This window comes from Nocardioides jensenii JCM 1364 = NBRC 14755, from assembly GCF_001552535.1.
Taxonomy (GTDB): Bacteria; Actinomycetota; Actinomycetes; order Propionibacteriales; family Nocardioidaceae; genus Nocardioides; species Nocardioides jensenii.
The window spans coordinates 1-22,082 of the sequence record NZ_BCRJ01000015.1 but is presented as its reverse complement, the minus strand read 5'-3'; the positions used below and the strand labels follow the sequence as shown (position 1 = coordinate 22,082).

Annotated in this window: 19 protein-coding genes; 7 read left to right on the top strand and 12 right to left on the bottom strand. The window is 69.1% G+C overall.

Annotation, left to right across the window (positions count from 1 at the left end; all coding sequences use genetic code 11):
* Positions 1–83 precede the first annotated feature (83 nt).
* Complete coding sequence (locus NJ4_RS06225; RefSeq protein WP_067431783.1) at positions 84–890, bottom strand: GNAT family N-acetyltransferase; 807 nt, start codon at positions 888–890, stop codon at positions 84–86.
* A 63-nt stretch (positions 891–953) separates the two neighbouring features.
* Here NJ4_RS06225 and NJ4_RS06220 point away from each other — a divergent pair, with 63 nt between their 5' ends.
* Positions 954–1,544 carry a histone deacetylase gene (locus NJ4_RS06220; RefSeq protein WP_067431782.1) on the top strand — a complete coding sequence of 197 codons (591 nt, stop codon included), beginning with the start codon at positions 954–956 and terminating at the stop codon, positions 1,542–1,544.
* Between the two features lie 16 nt (positions 1,545–1,560).
* On the opposite strand, the gene abc-f is transcribed toward NJ4_RS06220, so the two are convergent.
* Positions 1,561–3,222: a ribosomal protection-like ABC-F family protein gene (gene abc-f, locus NJ4_RS26880; RefSeq protein WP_067431779.1), complete on the bottom strand. Its 1,662-nt coding sequence runs from the start codon at positions 3,220–3,222 to the stop codon at positions 1,561–1,563.
* Positions 3,223–3,376: 154 nt separating this feature from the next.
* Between abc-f and NJ4_RS06210 the strand changes: the two genes are divergently transcribed.
* On the top strand, positions 3,377–4,804 hold the full coding sequence (locus tag NJ4_RS06210) for an amino acid permease (RefSeq protein ID WP_067431777.1): 1,428 nt from the start codon (positions 3,377–3,379) through the stop codon (positions 4,802–4,804).
* 85 nt (positions 4,805–4,889) lie between these two features.
* Here the strand turns inward: NJ4_RS06210 and NJ4_RS06205 are convergent, their stop codons facing one another.
* Positions 4,890–5,291 carry a hypothetical protein gene (locus tag NJ4_RS06205; RefSeq protein ID WP_157550819.1) on the bottom strand — a complete coding sequence of 134 codons (402 nt, stop codon included), beginning with the start codon at positions 5,289–5,291 and terminating at the stop codon, positions 4,890–4,892.
* Between the two features lie 159 nt (positions 5,292–5,450).
* On the opposite strand from NJ4_RS06205, the gene NJ4_RS06200 reads away from it, so the two are divergent.
* A complete protein-coding gene (locus tag NJ4_RS06200; protein WP_067431772.1) occupies positions 5,451–6,095 on the top strand; it encodes a hypothetical protein in 645 nt (214 codons plus the stop codon).
* A complete protein-coding gene (locus tag NJ4_RS06195) occupies positions 6,092–6,844 on the top strand; it encodes a hypothetical protein (RefSeq protein ID WP_217996783.1) in 753 nt (250 codons plus the stop codon). Before NJ4_RS06200 ends, NJ4_RS06195 begins: the two co-directional genes overlap by 4 nt.
* 19 nt (positions 6,845–6,863) lie before the next feature.
* Here NJ4_RS06195 and NJ4_RS06190 read toward each other — a convergent pair whose 3' ends face one another.
* Positions 6,864–7,256: a VOC family protein gene (locus tag NJ4_RS06190; protein WP_169799220.1), complete on the bottom strand. Its 393-nt coding sequence runs from the start codon at positions 7,254–7,256 to the stop codon at positions 6,864–6,866.
* A gap of 159 nt (positions 7,257–7,415) precedes the next feature.
* Between NJ4_RS06190 and NJ4_RS06185 the strand changes: the two genes are divergently transcribed.
* Positions 7,416–9,638 carry a zinc-dependent metalloprotease family protein gene (locus NJ4_RS06185; protein WP_067431767.1) on the top strand — a complete coding sequence of 741 codons (2,223 nt, stop codon included), beginning with the start codon at positions 7,416–7,418 and terminating at the stop codon, positions 9,636–9,638.
* Between the two features lie 127 nt (positions 9,639–9,765).
* On the opposite strand, the gene ychF is transcribed toward NJ4_RS06185, so the two are convergent.
* Together ychF and NJ4_RS06175 are read right to left on the bottom strand one after the other, a co-directional pair.
* The gene (gene ychF, locus NJ4_RS06180) at positions 9,766–10,842 is read right to left on the bottom strand and encodes a redox-regulated ATPase YchF (protein ID WP_067431764.1); all 1,077 of its coding nucleotides are present in this window, start codon (positions 10,840–10,842) and stop codon (positions 9,766–9,768) included.
* A gap of 66 nt (positions 10,843–10,908) precedes the next feature.
* Positions 10,909–11,841: a hypothetical protein gene (locus NJ4_RS06175; protein WP_067431761.1), complete on the bottom strand. Its 933-nt coding sequence runs from the start codon at positions 11,839–11,841 to the stop codon at positions 10,909–10,911.
* A gap of 131 nt (positions 11,842–11,972) precedes the next feature.
* Here NJ4_RS06175 and NJ4_RS06170 point away from each other — a divergent pair, with 131 nt between their 5' ends.
* Positions 11,973–12,344: a hypothetical protein gene (locus tag NJ4_RS06170; RefSeq protein WP_067431758.1), complete on the top strand. Its 372-nt coding sequence runs from the start codon at positions 11,973–11,975 to the stop codon at positions 12,342–12,344.
* A 10-nt stretch (positions 12,345–12,354) separates the two neighbouring features.
* Here the strand turns inward: NJ4_RS06170 and NJ4_RS06165 are convergent, their stop codons facing one another.
* Together NJ4_RS06165 and NJ4_RS06160 are read right to left on the bottom strand one after the other, a co-directional pair.
* Positions 12,355–13,053, bottom strand: coding sequence for a response regulator (locus NJ4_RS06165; RefSeq protein WP_067431756.1), 699 nt, complete (start codon positions 13,051–13,053; stop codon positions 12,355–12,357).
* A complete protein-coding gene (locus NJ4_RS06160; RefSeq protein WP_067431753.1) occupies positions 13,050–14,585 on the bottom strand; it encodes an ATP-binding protein in 1,536 nt (511 codons plus the stop codon). Before NJ4_RS06160 ends, NJ4_RS06165 begins: the two co-directional genes overlap by 4 nt.
* A gap of 148 nt (positions 14,586–14,733) precedes the next feature.
* Here NJ4_RS06160 and NJ4_RS06155 point away from each other — a divergent pair, with 148 nt between their 5' ends.
* On the top strand, positions 14,734–16,089 hold the full coding sequence (locus tag NJ4_RS06155) for a GntP family permease (protein ID WP_067431750.1): 1,356 nt from the start codon (positions 14,734–14,736) through the stop codon (positions 16,087–16,089).
* Positions 16,090–16,095: 6 nt separating this feature from the next.
* Here the strand turns inward: NJ4_RS06155 and NJ4_RS06150 are convergent, their stop codons facing one another.
* From NJ4_RS06150 to NJ4_RS06135, 4 genes are all read right to left on the bottom strand, one after another.
* Positions 16,096–16,695, bottom strand: a complete 600-nt coding sequence (locus NJ4_RS06150; protein WP_067431747.1) for a LutC/YkgG family protein — start codon at positions 16,693–16,695, stop codon at positions 16,096–16,098.
* On the bottom strand, positions 16,692–18,152 hold the full coding sequence (locus tag NJ4_RS06145) for a lactate utilization protein B (protein ID WP_067431837.1): 1,461 nt from the start codon (positions 18,150–18,152) through the stop codon (positions 16,692–16,694). Before NJ4_RS06145 ends, NJ4_RS06150 begins: the two co-directional genes overlap by 4 nt.
* Positions 18,153–18,169: 17 nt before the next feature.
* Positions 18,170–18,946: a (Fe-S)-binding protein gene (locus NJ4_RS06140; RefSeq protein ID WP_067431743.1), complete on the bottom strand. Its 777-nt coding sequence runs from the start codon at positions 18,944–18,946 to the stop codon at positions 18,170–18,172.
* A 55-nt stretch (positions 18,947–19,001) separates the two neighbouring features.
* On the bottom strand, positions 19,002–22,082 hold a 3,081-nt coding region (locus tag NJ4_RS06135; protein ID WP_067431740.1), incomplete at its 5' end, for a glycosyl hydrolase.

The following is a 22,082-nucleotide window of genomic DNA, read 5'->3' as shown; positions in this document are numbered from 1 at the left end:
CGCCTGTGAAACTGCCCGATCGACGCGAAACTTCATGTCGATCGGGCAGAAACGCACGGTCAGGAGCCAGTGACGAGCCTCAGTCACCCGTCGCTGCGACGCCATTCGTAGGGTGTGGTGGTCGAGACCTTGACGAATCCGGAGCGTTCCAGGATGGGCCGCGAGAACTCGGTGGAGTCACTGTTCATCAGCGTCTTTCCACGAGCCAGGGCGGAGCGGGCGCGGGCCGAGGTGAGTGCCCGGTAGATGCCCCGGCCGCGCCATTCCGGTCGGGTGGAGCCACCCCAGATGCCGGCGAAGTCCGTGTCCGGCACGGGTTCGAGCCGACCCGCGCTGACGATCATGCCGTCTGCCTCAGCGACCCAGAGCTCCATCCCGTCGTCCTTGGCCAGGCGTGACAACATGGCCTCGGCCATCCGGTGGGACGACCCGTCGGCGGGGTCGTCACCGAACACCTCGCCCTGCATCGCGCACATCGCCTCGACGTCGGCCGGCTCGGTGACCTGACGCAGCGTCACACCTTCGGGCAGCTCGACGTCGACGGCCAGCATCTGCGCCTCGCCGATCATGATCGACTCCGACTCCTCCTGCACGAAACCGTGCTCGAGCAGCGCCTCGTGGAGTCCGGGTGCCCGGTCGTGGCCGCGGGTCTTCCACTCGACCTTGGTGATCTCGGGGTCGGCCTCGTAGTGCTCGAGCGCCTCTCCCACCAAGCGACCGATCTCGTCGGCATCGGCGCCGCCGAGGTCCTGATAGGTGACGAAGCCGCGCCCGCCTGTGAAGGTCACCAGGCGCAACGGCCCCAGGCGGGTCACGTCGATCGCACTGGGGGTCTCGGCATCGGTGCGCAGCTGGGCGTCGTACGCGACCAGGAGCTCGTCAGGATTCATGACCGCCACTCTCGCAGCCGCCCGCTGCGGGGTGCCACCGCATTTCCGGCACAATGGCGACCGATGAGCGATGCACAGGTCTGGTACGTCAGCTACGGATCCAACATGAGCCGCGCGAGACTGGCGACGTACATCGCCGGTGGCCGGCCGCCCGGCGGCGCGACGACGTACGTCGGGGCGCGCGACGCGACGCTGCCGGTCGAGGATCTCGCCGTCGATCTGCCCGGCCGGCTCTACTTCGCGGGCGAGTCACCGGTGTGGGGCGGCGGGGTCGCGTTCTACGACCACGATGCTCACGGGCCGACCGCGGCGCGCGCCTACCTGATCTCCGCCGAGCAGTTCGCCGACGTGGCTGCCCAGGAGATGCACCGCATTCCCGAGCCCGGCGACCCCCTCGAGGAGGTCATCATCAGCGGCCTCGAGACTGGGCGCCATGAAGCAGGCCCCGGACACTACGAGACGCTCATCGACGTCGGTGTCCGCGACGGCCTACCGATGCTGACCTTCACCGCACCCCACGGTTTCGACGCCGTGCCGCACACGCAGCCCAGCCCGGCGTACCTCGCGATGCTGGCCGATGGCCTGCGGGAGTCACGTGGTTGGGACGACGAGCACGTGGCGGCGTACCTCGAACGGGTCATCGCAGCGACCTGACACCGCGCCGCACGGACTACGACTCGCTGACCTGGCCTGCCTCGACCCGCCACCGGCGGTCGGTCCGCACGGTGGCGAGCATCCGCCGGTCGTGGGTCACCAGCAGAAGCGCTCCGTCGTACGCCGTGAGCGCCTGCTCGAGCTGCTCGATGGCCGCCAGGTCGAGGTGGTTGGTCGGCTCGTCGAGCACCAGCACGTTGACTCCCCGCGCCTGAAGCAGGGCGAGGCCCGCCCGGGTGCGCTCCCCCGGCGACAGCTCCTCGACGGGGCGATTCACATGGTCTGCCTTGAGCCCGAACTTGGCCAGCAGCGTGCGCACCTCGCCCGAGGCCATGTCGGGGACGAGTGCCTCGAAGGCTGCCGCGAGGGGCCGCGACCCGGACAGCAGGGACCGCGCCTGGTCGATCTCGCCGATCTGCACGCTGGCGCCGAGGCTCGCGGATCCCTGATCAGGGCGCTGGTGTCCGAGCAGAGCGCGGAGCAGCGTCGACTTGCCGGCGCCGTTCGGTCCGGTGATGCCGATCCGCTCCCCCGCGTTCACCTGCAGCGACACCGGTCCGAGTGTGAACGTGCCCTGCCGGAAGACCGCGTCGTTGAGCGTCGAGACCACCGAGCTGGAACGAGGAGCTGCACCGATGCTGAACTCGAGCTGCCATTCCTTGCGTGGTTCCTCGACCTCATCGAGCTGGGCGATCCGGCTCTCCATCTGGCGCACCTTCTGTGCCTGCTTCTCACTGGACTCGGTGGCGGCCTTGCGTCTGATCTTGTCGTTGTCCGGTGCCTTCTTCATGGCGTTGCGCACGCCCTGACTCGACCATTCGCGCTGGGTCCTGGCCCGCGAGACGAGATCTGCCTTCTTGTTCGCGAACTCGTCGTACTTCTCCCGCTGATGGCGACGAACCGTCGCTCGCTCGTCGAGGTAGGAGTCGTAGCCGCCACCGAACACCCGGTTGGAGCCCTGCGCCAGGTCGAGTTCCAGCACCCGTGTCACACAGCGCGCGAGGAACTCGCGATCGTGGCTGACCAGCACCACTCCGCCGCGAAGCCCCTGCACGAACGCCTCCAGTCGCTCGAGACCATCGAGATCGAGGTCGTTGGTGGGCTCGTCCAGCAGCACGATGTCGAATCGTGAGAGCAACAGCGCGGCCAGCCCGACGCGGGCAGCCTGCCCGCCCGAAAGAGAGGTCATCAGGGCCCTCTCGATGAACGTCCCGCCGAGACCGAGCTCGGCCAAGACGACCGGGAGGCGGTCTTCGAGGTCGGCAGCGCCGCTGGCCAGCCAGTGATCGAGCGCCGACGAATAGGCGTCGTTCGGGTCGACCCCGTTCGCCTCCGAGGCCGACGGGTCACCGAGTGCCGCTGCCGCCGCATCCATGGCCCTGGTCGCCGCGGCGCAGCCGGTACGGCGGGCAACGTAGTCGGAGACCGTCTCGCCGACCACGCGTTCGTGTTCCTGGGGCAGCCAGCCGACGAAGGCCTCCGCCGGCGACAGCGTCACGGTTCCGCCCTGGGGTTCGTCGAGGCCGGCGAGCAACCTGAGCAGGGTGGACTTTCCGGCACCGTTCGCACCCACGACGCCGACGACGTCGCCGGGGGCGACGGTCAGGTCAAGGGACTCGAAGAGTGTGCGATGGCCGTACCCTCCAGCCAGGCCATGGGCCACCAGGGTTGCGGTCATCGTTCAATCCTGTCATTGGCGGGCGACGCCACTCGGCGCCGCCCCGCTGCCCGGTCACGGGCCCGGTGTCGGGCAGCTCGCGGAGTCGCTGGAACCGGCCCGTCTTACCTAGGCTGGACCGGTTGCCCGGAAGGCACACGAGACCAGGAGGACGATGACTTCCCAACCGGTTCAGGACCACGCTGACGACACCGCCCACCTCGGGCATGGCCTGCGAACCCGACACCTGACGATGATGGGACTCGGTTCCGCGATCGGGGCCGGCCTGTTCCTCGGCTCCGGGGTCGGCATCGCCACTGCCGGTCCGGCGATCCTGGTCTCCTACGCCCTGGCCGGCGCCGTGGTGATCCTGGTCATGCGCATGCTCGCGGAGATGGCGAGCGCGCGACCCGCGAGCGGGTCCTTCTCCGTGTACGCCGAGGAGGCGCTGGGGCCGTGGGCGGGCTTCCTGCTCGGCTGGCTCTACTGGTTCATGCTGGTCATGGTCCTCGGGGCAGAGATCACCGGGGCAGCGCAGATCGTCAGCGGCTGGACCCCCGGGGTTCCCCAGTGGCTGGTGGCACTGGCCTTCGTGAGCCTCTTCGCGGTCATCAACCTCTGGGGCGTCCGCCAGTTCGGTGAGTTCGAGTTCTGGTTCGCCTTCATCAAGGTGGCTGCGATCATCGCCTTCCTCGTGATCGGCGTGCTGCTGGCGCTCGGCCTGCTGCCGGGCACCGACCCGGTCGGTACGACGCACCTCCTCGGCGACGGCGGCTTCGCGCCCAACGGGCTTGCCGGTGTCGCGGCGGGCCTCCTCGTCGTCGCGTTCGCCTTCGGGGGCATCGAGATCGTGACCATCGCCTCCGCCGAGGCCGAGGATCCCCCATTGGCGGTGGCCCGTTCCACCCGCAGCATCGTGTGGCGGATCCTGTTCTTCTACCTCGGCTCGATCGCGCTGATGGTGCTGGTCATGCCGTGGAACTCCCCCGCTCTGGAGGCCGGCCCCTTCGCAGCTGTCCTGGAGCTGTCCGGGATCCCTGTCGCAGCGTCGCTGATGGAGGTCGTGGTCGTGCTGGCCCTGCTCTCCGCGTTCAACGCGCAGGTCTACGGAACGTCCCGGATGGCCTACTCCCTGGCTCGCCGCGGCGACGGCCCCGCGGCCCTCACGAGGATCTCTCGGACGGAGGTGCCGTGGGTCTCCGTTCTCGTGTCCATCTTCTTCGGCTTCGTGGCGGTGTTGCTCAACTGGCTGTTGCCCGATTCGTTGTTGGGCATCCTCCTCAATGCCGTCGGAGCAGCCCTGCTCGTGGTCTGGACACTGATCGTGGTGGCCCAACTGCGTCTCGGTCCGCGACTGGCCGCCGAGGCGCGCGCCGCCGGCACCCCGCTGGCGATCCGGTCCTGGGCACACCCGTGGTCGAACTGGGGAGTGCTGGCCGCACTTGCCGCGCTCGTGCTGCTGATGCTGACCGACACAGATGCCCGCAACCAGCTGCTCTCCACCTGCGGCCTGGTCGTGGTGATCCTGCTGTTCCACGTCGTCACCAGCAGGGCACGGACGTCCTCGTCCGCCGCCCCGTCAGGCGATGCCGGGAGGTCGTGAGTGTGGATGTCCGGCCCGGCGTAGCACTGGACAAGCCGGAGGTTGTCGCCGTCGGCGATCCCCCGGCGATTCGAGCGTCACTCTGTCAGGCGAACTCCGGGCGCAGCTGTTCGCGCATCTCCCGGAAGTTCCGCGGTGTGACTGCCCATCGTTCCTCATCAGAGTCCTCGAAGGTCACCTCGTACTTGCCGGTCACGCGGTCGAACTGCACAAGGATCTTCAAGGGCAACGGCTCGCCGGGCTCGTAATGAATTTCCAGGTGGGCGCGCACCGCCGACTCGATGCCGGGCCACTCGCATGCCACGGCGGTGATGGCGTCGGAGGAGTACGCGTAGCCATGCGCGCTGCGAACGCCATCACCGAACTCCAGCACCATCGCGAACGAGTCCCAAGCCTCGACCGGTCCTCGCATGTCCGTCACCGACGACGGACCGTCGATGCCGTCGACCAGGGCGCGGATGAGATCGATGGTGGCGTCGTTCGACATGGCTCCCCTGATGTTCGCAGTGCCTCGGTCCGAGGCCATGATCTGGTCGACATTACCGTCTGCCGTCTCGACGAGGTCATCACGCACCCGCGGCGGTGAGGATCAGTACAGTGTGCTCTTCGACGGGGTCGCCGGTGTGCAGGCGAAGGGGGCGCAAACATGACCAGGCCAGAACGCAGAGAGCCTCTCCTCGAACGCATCGCGGAGAAACTCCTCGTCGGCACCGGTCCCAGAGGACCTTTCCTCATCCGGCACGACTGGGCCATCCCCGTCGTCGTGTTCGGCGGCTGCGGGGTGTTCGGTGCCATGGTGCTGTGGCTGTCCTGGACCGGGTGGGGACGACCCGTTCTCATGTGGGGCGGGGTCGGAGCCGCCGTGCTCACCGCGGCGTTGCTGATCCACATGCTCGTCGTGCTGCACAAGGCGACGCGCGGCCCGCTGCCTGCGCTCGACCGGACACCGCGCACCGCGCGAGTGGTTCTCAACGCCGATGACGACGAGGGGCACACGCTCCTCCTCCGGTACCGGGGCGTCGACGGGCACAAGCACCACGCGCAGCTCGCCGACTGCCCCGACGAGACCTGGATCGACAGGTTCGCACCCGGCACCACGTGGGAGGTCTACGCCTTCCTGGACCCCAACCTCGCGGACTCGGTCGTGTTCCTCACCGAGGCCCACGAGGAGGTCCGGCGGGCCGGCTACGTCCTCGACGGCGTCCGAATCGGCGGCGAGGGTGGACCGCTCGAACCTGCACCGGGATCGCCGTTCCTGGGCGAGGATTCGAAGTGGGGGTTCTCGGAGTGAACCGGAAGACCGAGGAGTGGATGGGCCGGGGTCCGGACCCTGAAGACGCGGGCGCGGATCGGTGGGGATCCGGGGACTCGTCGGGGTCAGGCGATCACTGGCTCGGGCGGGCGATCCGCTTCCGATACTCCGGCAAGCGCCGCCCCGGGTCGACAGAGGCACGGTTCGCCGAGGGGCACGTCGCAGTCGGCCTGATCGACAGAGCGATCGAGGACAGCCCCGGCGAGGTGCAGGGGCCCGACACGCTCATCATCAGGGCCGAGGCACCGGGACACGGAGTCATCCACCGGAGGGTCACGTGCCCGCTGTCGATGTCCGGAAGCGGTCGCAGCCTGGTCGGACACACCATCGGCTTCCGCCATGCCAGGCTCGATCCAGACGATCTGGACGACGTGCTCGTCATCCGGTGGCCTGACGAGGTCAGGAGGGCCTTGGAACCGTTTCGTCCCGAGGGACCCGGAGCGCTGCGCGCACGAGCGTGGAGAGTCCTGGCCGGTTGCAGTGCGGTGGTCACGGTGGGCGGGATCCTGCTGACGGTGGTGATGCTCATCGGCGTGATCTTCACTGCCGGTGAGATGTTCGCCGACCTTCCCGCTTGGTTCCGGCCCGGTGTCGTGCTGTCAGGAAGTGCGGGTGCAGTGGTGCTGGGGGCGTTCGCGTTCGCCGTCTGCGAGTCTCGTACGCAGGCTGCGCTGTCCCACCCGGAGACCGGGAGACTGAGCCCAGGCGAACGGGCGCGCCGGCGATGAAGCGCAGCGCCGGCTCAAGCTAGGGCGACGCCTTCAGCCCGACCCGGTGTCCGTCGGGGTCGAGAACGATCGCGAACCGCTGCCCCCACGGCATGTCGGTGGGCGGCTTGACCATGGTCGCGCCAAGGGCCTCGAGTCCGGCGGCCACGTCCTCCAGCCGCTCCACGGAATCGATCTCGAGATCCACCTGCGGTCCGCCCGCGGACGGCTGGGGTTCGGACCGGTCCCACCACGAGGCGAACGAGGTCGAGTGCAGCACCAGCGGGATGCCGGCGTTGGTCGAGACCCAGGCCTCGGCCGGAGACTCGCCGTGTCGACTCCGGCCGCGAAAGGAGAGCCCCAGGCGTTCGTAGAAGGCGCGGCTCCGTTCGAGGTCCGCGACGACGAGGTTGATCTGCGCGACGGTCACCATGACCCCAGTCTCTCCTGCGAGCGCCCCGCCCTTGGTCATGCCCACGAACCACGAGATTCCCAAAGGGCTGCGAAACCGGCGTCGGACGCACAAACTCACCCCATGGCCTTCGCGCGGCTCGTAGCCGCAGCATCTCTGTCTGCTCTCGTCCTCGGTTCCATGGGTCCGGGCACGCTCGCGGGGACGGCCGCGGCAGACACGGACCGCTCGACGGGACCCGGCCTGTCCGGGGAGGCCGCGATCGACCGGCTCGGTGACGAGCTCGATGACGCTGCCCGTCGTTCCGGACTGAGCCCGAGCGAGCTCCGCCGGATCTTGACCACCGACGACTCCGCCAACGTGGTGCCGGGTGGTCAGTTGGTCTACGCCGACACGTTCCCCACGCAACCCAGCGCCGCGCCGACAGGAGTGGCCCGAGCCCAGTTGCCCGAGGCTCAGACCTTCACCCTGCACAGCCGGCCGACCTCGAAGCACACGATCTTCCTGGACTTCGACGGTGCCGACGTCAGCAACACGTACTGGAACTTTGCGTTCGGGATCCCCAACGGCCAGTACGACGGGTTCTCGATCGACGGCGACCTGGGCACCTTCAACGCCGACGAGCACAGCCACGTCCAAGAGGTCTGGCGGATCGTCGCCGAGATGTACGCGGCGTACGACGTCGACATCACCACCGAGGACACCGGCCCCGCCGCCTACCACCGCGACGGCATCGCCGACGACACCTACGGCGACCACGTCCTGTTCAGCAACGACCCGGACTCCAGCCCGATCTGCTCCGGTTGCGCCGGAATCGCCGTCTTCGGGCAGTTCGCGGATCCGACCGATTCGGGGACCGACTCCAAGGAGCCCATCTGGGTGCGCAAGCAGCCGAACGCGTTCCTCACGGCCACCGTCACCGCCCACGAGATCGGGCACACTCTCGGCCTGAACCACGACGGACGAACCAGCCCCGGTGAGGAGTACTACGGAGGCCAGGGCGCCTGGACGCCGATCATGGGTTCCGGCTTCAACGGAATCCTCCAGTTCAGCAACGGCGACTACGCCAACGCCACCAACAAGCAGGACGACTTCGCGACCATGGTCGCCACCGGCCTGCCGCTGCTGCCCGACGACGCCGGCAACACCGCAGCTTCCGCGACGAGCCTGGGAGCACGGACCGACTACACGGTCGACGGCATCATCACCAGTCGCGACGTCGACTACTTCAAGGTCGGCCCGTGCGTTGCAGCGCCTTCGGTGGGAGCCGTCGGCAGCGGTGCGGGCAGCGGTCTCGATCTGCGCGTCGACCTGCGGACGACGAACGACGCACTGGTCGCATACTCGGACCAGCCGTCGGGCCAGGTCATCGTCGGTGGGTTTGCCCACCGGATCGCGAGCGGCATGGACGCGGACACGATCTCACCGAGCGGTGGGCCGGGGACCTACTACGTCAAGGTCGACGGCGTCGGCAACGGCAGTCCGCTCGCCACCGGCTACTCCGACTACGGCAGCGTCGGCACCTACAAGCTTTCGATCACCGGCTGCGCGGGATCGAACGGCGCCGCACCGAACGCTCCTGCATCGATCAACCTGACCACCAGCAAGAGCGCTGGCACGCTGACCTGGACGGCCCCGTCATCTGGACCGGCACCGACCGGCTACCGGATCAGCGGGATCGAGGGAGGACCGGTCGAGGTCCCCGCAAGCACCACGTCGAGGGCGATCACCGTGCAGGGCGGCCACGACGTCAACCTCGCAGTCACGGCTCTCAACGCCGCCGGGGGCGGAGTCCCGACGACGTTGAACCGACATGTCGCGAGCTGGATCCCGACCACGGCGCCTGCCATCACCGTGACCACCAGCGGCCTGAAGGCCACCATCAGCTGGAGGCCTGCCACGAACCCCGGGAACGCCTACCTGCGCTACTGGTTGCTGACCATCGACGACCAGATCCTCCCGCAGACCGCGGCAGTGCGGAGCTTCACGAAGACATTCTCGACGTACGGCCACCACACGGTGAAGCTGGTTCCCCAGATGGACGCCGAGCTCCCAGGAACAGCCCCGGGTCGGACCGTCAGGGTCTTGGTGGCTCTCAAACCATCGGCTCCCAGGATCGGTAGTCCGTCATCGGGCAAGGCTGGGACGCCGGTCAACGCCACCGCCCGCTGGGCGGCTCCGTTGACCAACGGTGGCGCTGTGATCACGTCGTACAAGGTGATCGCCTCGAAGATCGTGGAGGGCAGGGTGGTCAGCTCGAGGGTCTCGGGACCGGTCTCGGCCACGGCCCGCGCGTACAGGTTCAGGCTCCCGACGGGCTCCTACAGGTTCCGGGTCGTCGCCCACAACGCCAAGGGCGGGTCGCCAGCGTCGGCCTACTCGAAGAAGGTCACCGCGAGGTGACGCACTGCGACTCGGTGGATTCGAGGATCGATCGACCGCACGCATTCACGCCACCGCAGTCGCTCCGCGTCCTTGTTGCTCACGACGTGATCACTCGACCAGGCCATGACGCGTCGCGTCAATGACGCTAGACGTTGAACCTGAACTCAACGACGTCGCCGTCGGCCATCACGTAGTCCTTGCCCTCCATGCGCACCTTGCCGGCTTCCTTGGCCTTCTGCATGGTGCCCAGGCCGATGAGGTCGTCGAACGAGACGATCTCGGCCTTGATGAATCCGCGCTGGAAGTCGGTGTGGATGACCCCGGCCGCCTCGGGCGCCGTGGCGCCCTTCGGGATCGTCCAGGCCCGCGTCTCCTTGGGTCCGGCGGTCAGGTAGGTCTGCAGGCCGAGGGTGTCGAAGCCGACCCGGGCCAGCTTGTCGAGGCCGGGCTCGGTGATGCCCATCTCTGCCAGCATCTCGCGGGCCTCGGCGTCATCGTCCAGCTCGACCAGCTCGGCCTCGAACTTCGCGTCGAGGAAGATGGCCTCGGCGGGCGCGACGAGAGCGCGCATCTTGTCCTTCAGCTCTTCGTCGCCGAGCTCGTCGGAGTCGCAGTTGAAGACGTAGATGAACGGCTTCGCGGTCAGCAGCGAGAGCTCGCGGATCAGGTCGCGGTCGATCTTGGTGGCGATGATCGGCGTACCGGCCTCGAGGGCGGCCTTGGCCTCCTTCACCGCCTCCGCCTTCGGCGCGACGTCCTTCTTGATCCGTGCTTCCTTCTCCAACCGCGGCAGGGCGTTGTCGACCGTCTGCAGGTCAGCCAGGATCAGCTCGGTCTGGATGGTGCCGATGTCGGAACCGGGGTCGACCTTGCCGTCGACATGGGTGACGTCCTCGTCGCGGAAGACCCGGGTCACCTGGCAGATCGCCGAGGACTCGCGGATGTGCGCGAGGAACTTGTTGCCCAGTCCCTCACCCTGCGACGCGCCGGCCACGATGCCGGCGATGTCGACGAACTCGACCGTCGCGGGCAGCAGCTTGGCGGAGCCGAACACCTCGGCGAGCTTCGGCAGGCGCTCGTCGGGGACGCCGACCACCCCGACGTTCGGCTCGATCGTCGCGAACGGGTAGTTCGCCGCGAGGACGTCGTTCTTGGTCAGTGCGTTGAAGAGCGTCGACTTGCCAGCATTGGGGAGCCCGACGATTCCGATGGTGAGTGCCACGGGCGGTGAGTCTACGGCCCGCGTGCCCCTCCCCCGGAATCGAGCCGGACGACCGTGGCGCGCGGGTCAGCCGGGCAGCATCGCTCGCACGGCCTTGACCTGCCGCGCATGCCACACCAGGGCACCGATCACCACGGCGAGATACAGGGCGTACGCCGACAGCACCACCACGTGGTGGTCGCGCAAGATGCCGGTCGCGATGATCGAGACCACCAGCACACCGGCGGAGGCTGCGGTCCACGCCAGCCGTCCCGAGTCGAGGCGTCCGGAGACCACGGTCAGCAGGGCGAGGACGGCGAAGACGAGGTGCGGCAGTGGCACACCGAACGACTCGTCGCGGGCGACGGCCAGCACCGTGAACACGAGCTCGGCAACCACGGCCAGCCCCAGGAGACCCATCACGACCGCGCCCGCGCGTTGTACGACGGCCATGGCATCGAGCATTCCGCGGTCCACCTCGATCGTCTGATCGGTGCCCGGCTCGAGGTCGACCGCTGCTTCGGGACCGTTGTCGGCCAGGCTCCCGCAGTCGAGCTCGTGGAAGGTCCCCTCCAACCACCGCTCGTCAAGAAGCTCCACACCGGTCAGCCGTGCGAACGTCACGGCGAGCGCGTCCGCCTCGAACTCCTCGTCGGCGAACGCCGCCTCCTCCTCCGGCCACGGCGCGCCGACGGTGTCGACCACCTCACCGTTCTCCATCACCAGCATCCGCTCCCGCTCGCCCTCGCCGATCCAGAGCACGTGGACGTCGGCCGTGCTTGCGAAGACGACAGTCACCCCACGAACGCCACGCGCCTTGGCGACCTCCTGGACCAGGTCCAGCAGTTCCGGGCCGAGGCAGGCGAAGACCAGCTGACCGTCGCGGACCGCGACATGGGGAGCGCCCTCGTCGAGGGCCAGGTCACCGGACGTGGTGGCACCGGTGGGGGTGATGCCGAGGACGGCGAGATCGTCGAGGGAGGTGTCGGCCAGTGACCCGATGGCGAAGTTGAATCCCATGGCGGGTGTCTACCACGTCTCCACCCTGCGGAAACGGCTCGCAGAAGGCGACCTGCCCCGAGAACAACCGCATTTTGACGATGTTTGGGGACGGTCCGCTCGGTAGCCTTGAGTCAGGGAAGGGAGGCCCGATGCCCACGCACGCCGCTGCGTTCACGGCCGCGATCGCGACCCGCGACCGGGAGAAGCTGGCTGACCTGTTCGTCGCCGACGTCGACTTCCGTGCCCTCACTCCGGGGCGCCAGTGGGAGGCGCACACCCCCGAGGAGGTGACCGCGATCATCCTCGACCACTGGTTCGAGGAGCAGGACCGCGTGATCGCGGTCCACCTGCTCGAGGCCGCCACCATCGTGGACACCGAGCGGATGGGCTACCGGTTCGAGCTCGAGACTCCCGACGGCTCGCACCTGGTCGAACAGCAGGCGTACTACCGCACCGACGGCGACCGCTTCACCTGGGTGCGCGTGCTCTGCTCGGGTTTCCGCCCGGTCGCCACGGCCTGACCGTGGCGCGTCAGCCGGTCCAGCTGTAGCGCACCTGCGGGCGCCCGGCGCGGCCGTACTCGGTGTCCCGCGTGACAAGACCGTCGTCGGCGAGCCGCTCGAGGTAGCGCCACGCGGTCACTCGTGAGACCCCCACACTGCTCGCCACCTCCGCCGCTGTCTGCCCGTCGCCGGCGTCACGGAGGTGTCGGGCGATCGCGGCACTGGTCTCCACGGCCGCCCCCTTCGCCGAGGTTCCCCTCGAGGCGGGCGCCCGGAGCGATTCGACCGCGCGGTCCACGTCCGCCTGCGAGATCACCGTGCGGGCCCCCGGCCCGATCAGCGACTCACGGAAGGTGCGATAGCTCTCCAGTCGCTCGCGGAACGACGCGAACGTGAACGGTTTGAGCAGGTACAGGGCGGCGCCACGTGAGACCGCGTCTCGCACGACGGCGAGATCTCGCGCGGCCGAGATCACGATGATGTCCGGCGCGGGTCGGAGGTGGTGGCTGGCGACGGCAACCTCGATGCCGCTGGCGTCGGGGAGACCGAGGTCGAGCAGCACGAGGTCGACCGGCTGCCCCGCGGCCTGATGTGCCTGCAACGCCTGCACCGCCGCGCGGACCGTGCCCGCCACACCGACGCAGGTGAAGCCCTCCACGCGCTCGGTGAACGTGCGATGCGCCTCCGCGATCAGCTCCTCGTCCTCGACGACCAGCACCCGGATCATGCCCGCTCCTCGCCCGGGATGCGGACCTCGATGACCGACGGATCGCGGTCAACGACGATGGTGCCGTCGTGGCGTCGTACGGTCTGCACCACCAAGGCCATCCCCAGCCCACGCCCGGCGCCCTTGGTCGAGAAGCCACGATCGAAGACGTGCCCCAACGCCTCCTCCGTGATTCCGGTGCCACTGTCGGCGACCCGGATCAGCAGGCCCGCCTCGTCGCGTCGTGCCGTCACCGTCACCACGGCGTCGGGCCCGGTCCCGGCCGCGTCGAGCGCATTGTCGACCAGGTTGCCGACGAGGGTGACCACCTCCCCCGAGCTGAGTGGTTCGACGGAGTCGAGCTCGGAGTCCTCGGTGATCACCAACCGCACCCCGCGCTCGTCGGCGGTGCTGGCCTTGCCGAGCAGCAGTGCGGAGAGTGCCGGCTCGTCGATGTCGCGCACCAGCCGGTCGATCAGGGTCTGTGACAGGTCCAGCTCCTGGGTGGCGAACGAGACCGCGTCGGCGGGCCTTCCCATCTCGATCATGGTGATGATGGTGTGCAGCCGGTTGGAGCTCTCGTGGGCCTGGCTGCGCAAGGATTCGGCGAAGCTGCGAACGGAGTCCAGCTCGCCCAGCATGGCCTCGAGCTCGGTGCGGTCGCGGATGGTGACCACCTGTCCACGCGGACCCCCACCGCCCTCCACGGCCTGTTGGTTGACCACCAGGACCCGCGAGCTGGTCAGGTGCACCTCGTCGGCGATCGGTTCCTGTCTCGGTTGCCGCAACGACGGCGGCAGGTCCTCGACCCGGACCTTCCCCTCGGGAAGATCCAGCAGTCGTCGTGCCTCGTCGTTGACCAGGGCGACCGACCCGTCGGTGTCATAGACCAGCAGGCCCTCCCGGATCGAGTGCAGCACCGCGTCATGGTGGTCGTACATGGCTCGCAGGTCGCGCTCGCCCAACCCGGCGGTCTGGCGGCGGAGCCGACGGCTGACCAGCCACGCACCGGCAACACCGACGACCAGCCCACCGAGCATGACCCCGGCGATCCACGGGAGCTGGTCACGGACCTGGTCACCGATGCGCTCGCGGGTGCGGCCGACCGACACCAGGGCGACCACGTTCCCGTGCTCGTCCTCGACCGGAGCAATGGTCCGGATCGAGGGCCCGAGCGTTCCTCGGAACTCCTCGGTGTGCACCTTCCCGGCCAGGGCCTCGTCGATCGAGCCGATGTAGTCGCGACCTCGTTCCCGCTCGGTCGGATGGGTGAATCGGGTCCGGTCCGGCGCCATGATCACGACGAAGTCCACGCCGGTCAGCCGCTCGACGGCCGATGCGTACGGCTGCAGCTCGGCCGTCGGGTCCGACGACTCGACGCGCTCGCGCACGCTCGGGTCCTCCGCGATCGACACCGCAATCCCGGAGACCACGGCGCGGGTCCGATCATCGGCCTGGTCCTGGGCCTGCAGCACCGCGAGCGTCGCCAGGGGTGCGATCAGAAGCACGACCAGGAGCAGCTGCAGCCAGAGGACCTGCCGAGCCAGCGACATCGTCTCGACCTCCTCCGGGGCAGTGCGCGCGACTGTCTGACGTGAACTTAATGCACGCAATGGTGACGCGCGCCACACGACCTCCGAGACTCGACCAGAGCCCGGTGCCGAGAACCGCGCCAGGGATGGACCAGAGAAGGAGCACACCATGGATTGGGTCGTCATCCACACCGTCATCGCGATCGCAGGGGTCGTGGCGCTGATCGTCGCGGCCAAGGTGGACCCGGTCATCTCACTGATCGCCGGCGCTGCCTACATGGGCCTGGCCAACGGCCTCGGCATGGCCACGACCGTGAAGACCATCACCGCCGGGTTCGCCGGGATCATGCTCGAGGTCGGGTTGCTGATCGGCTTCGGCGTCGTCATCGGCTCCCTGCTCCACGAGGCAGGCGCCTTCCGTCGGCTGGTCCAGGCGTTGGTTCGGCGGGTGGGCGCTGGCCGCATGCCGCTGGCGATGACCAGCATCCTGGCCGCGATCATGCCTTCGATCTACGTCGACGTGCAGGTGGTGCTGGCCTCGCCCGTGGCCCGCTCCACTGCCCCCAGCATCGGCTCCCGAGGCCTGCCCAAGATGGCCTCGGCCGTCGCCATCGGCATCTTCTCCGGCTACGTGTTCATGGTCCCCGGTCTCGCCGTCCTGCTGATCACCGGCAAGCTCGGCATCGGCCTCGGCACCTGGTTGCCCTACGGCGTCGTCCTGGCCCTGGCCACCGCGGCGATCACCACGGTCGTCGTCAGCCTGCTGTTCAAGATGGGGTTCTGGGACTCATCGAGCGACGAGGAGGTCGACGAGGCGATGGCCGAGCAGGAGGCCGCGGACGAGTCCGGGGACACCGACAGCAACCTGCCGCTCGCGGTGCTCTTCCTCCCGATCCTGGTCCCGCTGCTGCTGATCGCGTTCGCCGCCTTCGCCAGCGAGGACGTCCTCGACTTCTCCAACGCCTACATCGCCTTCTTCGGCGACGCGAACGTCGCCATGTTCATCGGCCTCGTCCTGGCCTACGTGATGTCGCGGATGGCACGCGGCCAGGCTGCGACCGAGACCGCGATGACCGCCGGCTACCACACCTCAGGCGAGATCCTGCTGATCACCGGTGTGGGCGGCTCGCTCGGCGAGGTCATCAAGGCCACCGACCTGAAGGACGTGCTGTCCGGTCTCTTCTCGGCCGACCACGGCGCACCGATCATCCTCACGCTGTTGCTGGCCTGGGTGATCGCCGCCGTGCTGCACCTGGCCATCGGATCGGTCTCCGTCGGTGCGCTCGCCGCGGCCGGCATCATCGGTCCGGTGCTGAGCACCCTCGACATCGCCCCAGTGGCGGTCGGGCTGGCAATCGCCTCCGGCGCGATGTTCGCCCTGCACGTCAACAGCAACTTCTTCTGGATGTTCAAGGCCCTGATGGGCCTCTCGACGAAGGGCACCTTCAAGACCCTCACCCTGGCCACCACCGTCGGCTCCGTGGTCTCACTGCCGCTGGTGATGGTGATCGGGTTCATCGCCTAGGGCTGGTCACGGGTCGACGACGATCACATGGAGCACCCGCGGCCCGTGCACGCCCTCCACCCGGTCGAGCTCGATGTCACTCGTGGCCGACGGCCCGCTGATCCAGGTCTGTGGTCGCGACGGGTCCAGCATCGTGACCGCGTCGGGCACGTCGGGCACGATCTGGTCGGCACGAACCACGCAGACGTGGTGGTCGGGAACCAACGAGAGGGCACGACGACCCTGGTCGGGCTGGTGGTCGAGCACGATCGTGCCTGTCTCCGCGATCCCGACCCGGGCTGCGGTGACCACCGCGTCAACGGCATCGAGCTCGGCGGCGGAGAGGTGGTCGTCGGCCACCGCACCGACGATCTCGATCTCGAGCCCAGGAGGTACGACGACCCGCCCACCCTCCGGCAGCGCGGCTCGGACCCGCTCGACGAGGTCGGCCACCGAGCACCGTTCGACGACCGCGCGGTAGTCGGCCACCCGCTCGAGGAACAGCTCCACGACATCGCCGGGCGGCGCGGCACTTCGTGGCGCCGCCGGAACAGCGACGTCAGCGGACGTGTCGACGTCGGCCAGTGCTGCACGCACTCGGCCGAGGATCTCGTCGCGAGCACTCATGAGCGCCCTCCCGACGTACGTTTCCACCAGGCTCGGAACGACTCCTTCGGCGGTGCCGGCATGTCCCGTGCGGAGGTCCACGCCGCGCCGGGGCCCGGGATGCGCCCGGCCGCGGGTCGGCCACCGGGAAGCCGGGTCTTGCCCCATCTGCCGATCACCCGGCCGGCGAGCCCGGAGGCGCGTTCGGCCAGCGCGAGACGTCGGGCATCGCTGAAGGCGAACGCGGCCGCCTTCATCGCCACCGCCTCCGGCTTCAGCACCCGGTCACCACGGTGGGAGTCGACGACCTTCGTGCGCAGGTGCACCAGCACCTCCGGGATGTCGATGCGCACCGGGCAGGCCTCGAAGCAGGCTCCGCACAACGACGACGCATAGGGCAGCGAGTCGGTCTGCTCGTCGACGCCGGTGCCCTTGAGCAGTGGGTTGAGGATGGCGCCGATCGGGCCCGGGTAGACCGAGCCGTAGGCATGGCCGCCGGTGCGCTCGTAGACCGGGCACACGTTGAGGCAGGCCGAGCAGCGGATGCAACGAAGTGCCTGGCGTCCGACGTCGTCGGCGAGAGCGTTGGTGCGGCCGTTGTCGAGGAGCACGACGTGCACCTCCTGCGGTCCGTCACCGGGAGTCACTCCGCTCCAGGTGGAGGTGTAGGGGTTCATCCGCTCACCGGTCGACGAACGCGGCAGCAGCCGCATCATCGGGTCGAGCGACTCCCAGGTCGGCAGCACCTTCTCGATGCCGACAACCGAGACCAGGACATCGGGCAGGGTCAGACACATCCGACCGTTGCCCTCCGACTCGACGACGACGAGGGTTCCGGTCTCTGCGACGGCGAAGTTCGCGCCCGAGACGGCGACCTTCGCGCGCAGGAACTTCTCGCGGAGATGCTCACGTGCCGCGCCGGCCAGGGCTGCGGGGTCGTCGGTCAGGTCATCGGGTGCCGGACGGCCTGCGGCGGCCATCTTGGTCCGGAAGATCTCCCGGATCTCGGCGCGGTTGCGGTGGATGGCCGGCACCAGGATGTGGCTGGGCAGGTCGTCCCCGAGCTGCACGATGAGCTCGGCCAGGTCCGTCTCCCAGGCGGCGATGCCCTGGGCGGCCAGGGCTTCGTTGAGCCCGATCTCCTGGGTGACCATCGACTTCACCTTGACCACCTCCTCGGCGCTGTGACGCGTGGCCACCTCGGCGACGATGGCGCACGCCTCCGCGGCATCGCGCGCCCAGTGCACGACGGCGCCGTTGGCGACCAGCCGCTCCTCGAGCTCGACGAGGTGGGTGTCCAGCGAGCGGAGTGCTGAATCCTTCACAGCTGCCCCGACCAGGCGCAGCTCCTCCCACTCGGGGATCTCCGCGACCACCGAGGCCCGCTTCCTGCGGATGGTGTCGGTCGCGTGGGCAAGGTTGTGCCGCAACTGCGGGTCGGCCAGGGCCGCACGCGCAGCCTCGGGGAAGGCCGGCATACCGACGAACGTGGCACTCACGTGGCCACTCCCTTGCCGAGCATGGCCGAAGGCTCCGTCGTGTCCGTCTCGGTCGCGGCCAGGATCTCGGCCAGGTGCATCACACGTACGCCGGCCTGCTGGCGCGAGAGCACGCCGCCGATGTGCATCAGGCAGGAGTTGTCGCCCGCGACCAGGACCTCGGCCCCGGTCTCGCGCACGTGCCGTGCCTTGTCGGAGCCCATCGCGACCGAGGTGTCGGCGTTCTTCATCGCGAAGGTGCCACCGAAACCACAGCACTCGGCCGCGCTCGGCAGGTCCACCAGACGCAGCCCCCGCACGGCCTCGAGCAGACGCCGCGGGCGGTCGCCCACACCCAACATGCGTAGTGAGTGACAGGTCGGGTGATAGGTCACCTGGTGCGGGAAGTAGGCGCCCACGTCGGTGACCCCGAGGACGTCGACGAGGAACTCGCTGAGCTCGTGGACGCGTGGTCCGGTCTGAGCGACCGCCTCGACCAGTCCTGCGTCGCCGGAGCGGCGGGCCACGATGCCGTGCTGGTGGCGACACGTGCCGGCGCACGATCCGGACGGGGTGACCACGGCGTCGTACCCCGAGAAGGCCTCCACCCAGGTGCGGACCACCGGCACGGCCTCGTCGAGGTAGCCGGTGTTGACCATCGGCTGCGAGCAACAGGTCTGGGCCTCGGGAAACTCCACGTCCACGCCGAGTCGGCGGAGAAGCGTCACCACGGCCTTGCCGGTGTCGGGGAACATCGCGTCGTTGACGCAGGTGACCATCAGGGCGACGCGCATCAGTGGCCTCCTCCTGTCTGTCATCGGTCTCGCTTCGCCATCCTCGCCTGTCTGCTCAGGCGGAGACAACCTTCTCCACGTAGGGCACCAGTCGGACCGGCCCGATCAGACCATAGTTCTGGCGGGTGGCCGCACCGTAGACGGCCGGGGTCACGACACGTAACCGGTTGAGCAGCGTCGAGGCCACCTCGACCTCGATCTCGTTGCGACCGCTGATCAACCGCCGGCCGAGATCGATCGTCGCCACGAGCGGGTCGCACGGAGGCAACGCCTCGCCATTGACTCGCACCAGAAAGGTGTCGTTGACCTCGCCGAGCTCCAGCCAGGCACCGTGGTCGGCGGTCCAGTCGGTGCCCGTGTCGATGGTCGTCCGGTAGCGCCCGATGCCGGAGACGTCCTCGAAGCCCGCGACCGTCGACCACGACTGCAGCGCCGGGAGGTCGACTGTGCGCCGCACCTTGCTGGTCCGGAGGTCCGTCGGGTTCGCGGGATCCGCCGGCGCCCAGTCCTCGAGCTCCAGCGACCACTCCGTGGGGACAAGCGGGCCGCGGACCCGGTCGATCTCGACCCTCGCGGTCGAGCCGTCGGTGCGCGTGAGGTCGAAGGATCCGGCAGTCGTGCTGCGCAGCGCCGCGTTCGCACCGCGTGCGACGACGCTCTGGCCGACGGTCGAGACCGGCAGCACGGAGCGTGCGACACCCTTGCCGGGAGCTCCGAGTGCGACCACGGTCGACTGGCCGGGCACGAGGTCGACGCGCACCCGGACCCTGTCGCCGGAGCGCTCGAACGCGGCGACCCTGGTGACCTCGCCGGTCCACGCGTCGAGCAGCCACGGAACGGCCGTCGGGTCGGTCGCGGTCAGCCAGACGTCCTGGGCGACAGGTTTCAGCCGGCGGTTCTCCGCATGCCGGGCGTTCGCCAGGTAGTAGAGGTCGAGGTCGCCCTCGACACGGCGCACGTGCATGAGCGTGGAATCGGCGTGTTCGACGTCGCGGACGACACCGAGCGCGGCCAGCGCGTTGCCCACCTCCGTCTCGGGAACGCTCCGCGTGGTCGGCAGGGCAGCGATCTGGGCGACGAGTCCGCGGACCTCCGCTGTCGCCGCCTCGTCGTCACGCCCGACCGGCGTGACCGCGGACCAGTCGCCGATGAGGACGATCGGCAGCCCGGCCCGGCCGTGGGCCAGCACCCGTTTCGCGCCGTCGATGTCCAGGGTGAAGGCGTTGCCGCGCAGCGAGTCGGGGCCGATGACCAGCGCCTTGTAGGCCGGCCCGTCAGGTGCGAGTCGTCCGCCGCGCACCTGCACCCCGTCGAACTCCAGCAACGAGGCGCTGATGAACGAGTGCGACCACCCGAGCTTGGTGCCGTTGTTCGTGATCCACTGCGGACCGATGCCCGTCGAGGCCCAGCCCTTGTGCCGCCAGAACGCGACGTCGTACGTCGGTGTCCCGGTCTGCAGGACCAACTGGGTGCGGGCGATGTAGGCGGCGATGCCGGGGACGTGCTCCCACTGCGGGGTTCGCGGTCCCCACGCCTCGCCGAAGCCGATCGCGTTGTTGTAGTACGGCGAGAACGCGGCGAACCCGGGCCACGTGACGTCCGGTGCCTGCGCGTAGGGGAAGCCGTGGATCATCAGCCGGTTCACCCCGGCCGCGAAGATGCTGTTGATGGTGAACAGTGCCTGGTTCTGCGCGGTCGGGCTGACGCTGTTGGCACCCCACGACGTGTTGTAGGCGGCGCCGTTGTAGCAGATCGCCTCGCAGGACAGGAGCCGGTGGCCGGCGAGGTCACGGCCCGAGGCCATGATCCGGTAGTCATCGAGGTTCTTGAACCCGAGTGACTCCGTCTCCGGGACGTCGACGATGCCGGCGTGCTGCATGGTGTCGGTCTCGAGCCCGTAGGGCTGGATCCTGATGCCGAGTCCGAGGGTGCGGGCGAACTCCTGCACCGGGCGGAGGTGGCCGTCGAGATAGAGGTCGGAGAGCACCTGGTTGTAGTCGTCACGGATCTCGTTGGTGCGACGGTTGTCGACGGTCGTGCCGTCGGAGGCGGCCAGGGAGAACTGGTACTTCTCCTTCTTCTCCAGCACGAACGGCAGCCACGGCAGCAGGTCGTAGCCGCGACTCTTCCGGAACTCGTCGAGGAAGCTCGGTGTCCAGATCGTCGCCTCGGTCTCGATCTCCAGGGAGTCCTCGAAGAGATTGCCACCGGCCGCGCGCAGGAGGGCCCGCAGCTCGCCGTCCAGCACCCGCTGCTCCCACAGGTCGATGACGGCCTGCGCACCCAGGGGGCTGAAGTGGTCGACCACATAGGCGCGCGGCGAGGTGTGCGGACCGGCCTCCGGCTCCTGACCGGACCCGCGACGCCAGGTCGGGAGGACCACCCAGGTGGCCCCGGCCGGCTGGGCGGGGGCGGTCCAGCGGAGGTGATCCCCGTCGACGGAGTCGGTCAGGTCGATCCAGGACTCCGGAGCGAGGAGTGTGCTGGTGATGACGCCGTTGCGGTCTCGGACATGGCCGGTCACCCGGTGCGCCTGCACGGCCACCAGCGTCGCGCGGGTGACCGACGACTCAGCCTCGACGACGGGCTCGGGCAGCGCTGCGTCGTACGTCGTCCCGGCGGGCACCTCGGCCTGCCCGTGCACGAGCTCGGTGCAGGCGGCGTCGTCGTCGGGGGTGATGGTGGGAACGGCAGCGGGCCAGGACGGGCCGACGGTGATGTCGACGCGCACCTCACGCTTGGCTGCTCGGGCCAGCGCCGCCTTCACACCGGCGATCCAGGGCGCCGTGCCCCAGCCGTACGTCGCGACGTCGATCTCGATGTCGCGCGCCCGGAGGCTGTGGGTCACGTCCGCGACCTCGAGGTGGCCGAACCCGGCGTCCGCGACCTGGTCGACCTCGCGGGCGATCTCGGTCGGGTCGACCAGCCCGTGTGGCCACCACCAGCGGAAGCCGGCCGCGCTCGCGGTGCCCGGCTTGCGGAACGCGTTCGTCAGCTCCTTCGGGAGCCCACCGGGGCCGGCGGCCGCGGCGGCGTCCGAGGGAGTCAGTGCGGCGCCACTGGCCGTGCCCACCACCGCTGCGGCGCCGAGGGTCGCGGCGGCGGCTCCGAAGAGCGAGCGGCGGCTGAGGCGGGG

What these genes read in the sequence shown, in the direction of transcription:
- NJ4_RS06225 (WP_067431783.1), bottom strand. Translation starts at nt 890, where the DNA reads ATGAATCCTGACGAGCTCCTGGTCGCGTACGACGCCCAGCTGCGCACC.
- NJ4_RS06220 (WP_067431782.1), top strand. Translation starts at nt 954, where the DNA reads ATGAGCGATGCACAGGTCTGGTACGTCAGCTACGGATCCAACATGAGC.
- abc-f (WP_067431779.1), bottom strand. Translation starts at nt 3,222, where the DNA reads ATGACCGCAACCCTGGTGGCCCATGGCCTGGCTGGAGGGTACGGCCAT.
- NJ4_RS06210 (WP_067431777.1), top strand. Translation starts at nt 3,377, where the DNA reads ATGACTTCCCAACCGGTTCAGGACCACGCTGACGACACCGCCCACCTC.
- NJ4_RS06205 (WP_157550819.1), bottom strand. Translation starts at nt 5,291, where the DNA reads ATGTCGAACGACGCCACCATCGATCTCATCCGCGCCCTGGTCGACGGC.
- NJ4_RS06200 (WP_067431772.1), top strand. Translation starts at nt 5,451, where the DNA reads ATGACCAGGCCAGAACGCAGAGAGCCTCTCCTCGAACGCATCGCGGAG.
- NJ4_RS06190 (WP_169799220.1), bottom strand. Translation starts at nt 7,256, where the DNA reads ATGGTGACCGTCGCGCAGATCAACCTCGTCGTCGCGGACCTCGAACGG.
- NJ4_RS06185 (WP_067431767.1), top strand. Translation starts at nt 7,416, where the DNA reads ATGGGTCCGGGCACGCTCGCGGGGACGGCCGCGGCAGACACGGACCGC.
- NJ4_RS06175 (WP_067431761.1), bottom strand. Translation starts at nt 11,841, where the DNA reads ATGGGATTCAACTTCGCCATCGGGTCACTGGCCGACACCTCCCTCGAC.
- NJ4_RS06170 (WP_067431758.1), top strand. Translation starts at nt 11,973, where the DNA reads ATGCCCACGCACGCCGCTGCGTTCACGGCCGCGATCGCGACCCGCGAC.
- NJ4_RS06165 (WP_067431756.1), bottom strand. Translation starts at nt 13,053, where the DNA reads ATGATCCGGGTGCTGGTCGTCGAGGACGAGGAGCTGATCGCGGAGGCG.
- NJ4_RS06160 (WP_067431753.1), bottom strand. Translation starts at nt 14,585, where the DNA reads ATGTCGCTGGCTCGGCAGGTCCTCTGGCTGCAGCTGCTCCTGGTCGTG.
- NJ4_RS06155 (WP_067431750.1), top strand. Translation starts at nt 14,734, where the DNA reads ATGGATTGGGTCGTCATCCACACCGTCATCGCGATCGCAGGGGTCGTG.
- NJ4_RS06150 (WP_067431747.1), bottom strand. Translation starts at nt 16,695, where the DNA reads ATGAGTGCTCGCGACGAGATCCTCGGCCGAGTGCGTGCAGCACTGGCC.
- NJ4_RS06145 (WP_067431837.1), bottom strand. Translation starts at nt 18,152, where the DNA reads ATGCCGGCCTTCCCCGAGGCTGCGCGTGCGGCCCTGGCCGACCCGCAG.
- NJ4_RS06140 (WP_067431743.1), bottom strand. Translation starts at nt 18,946, where the DNA reads ATGCGCGTCGCCCTGATGGTCACCTGCGTCAACGACGCGATGTTCCCC.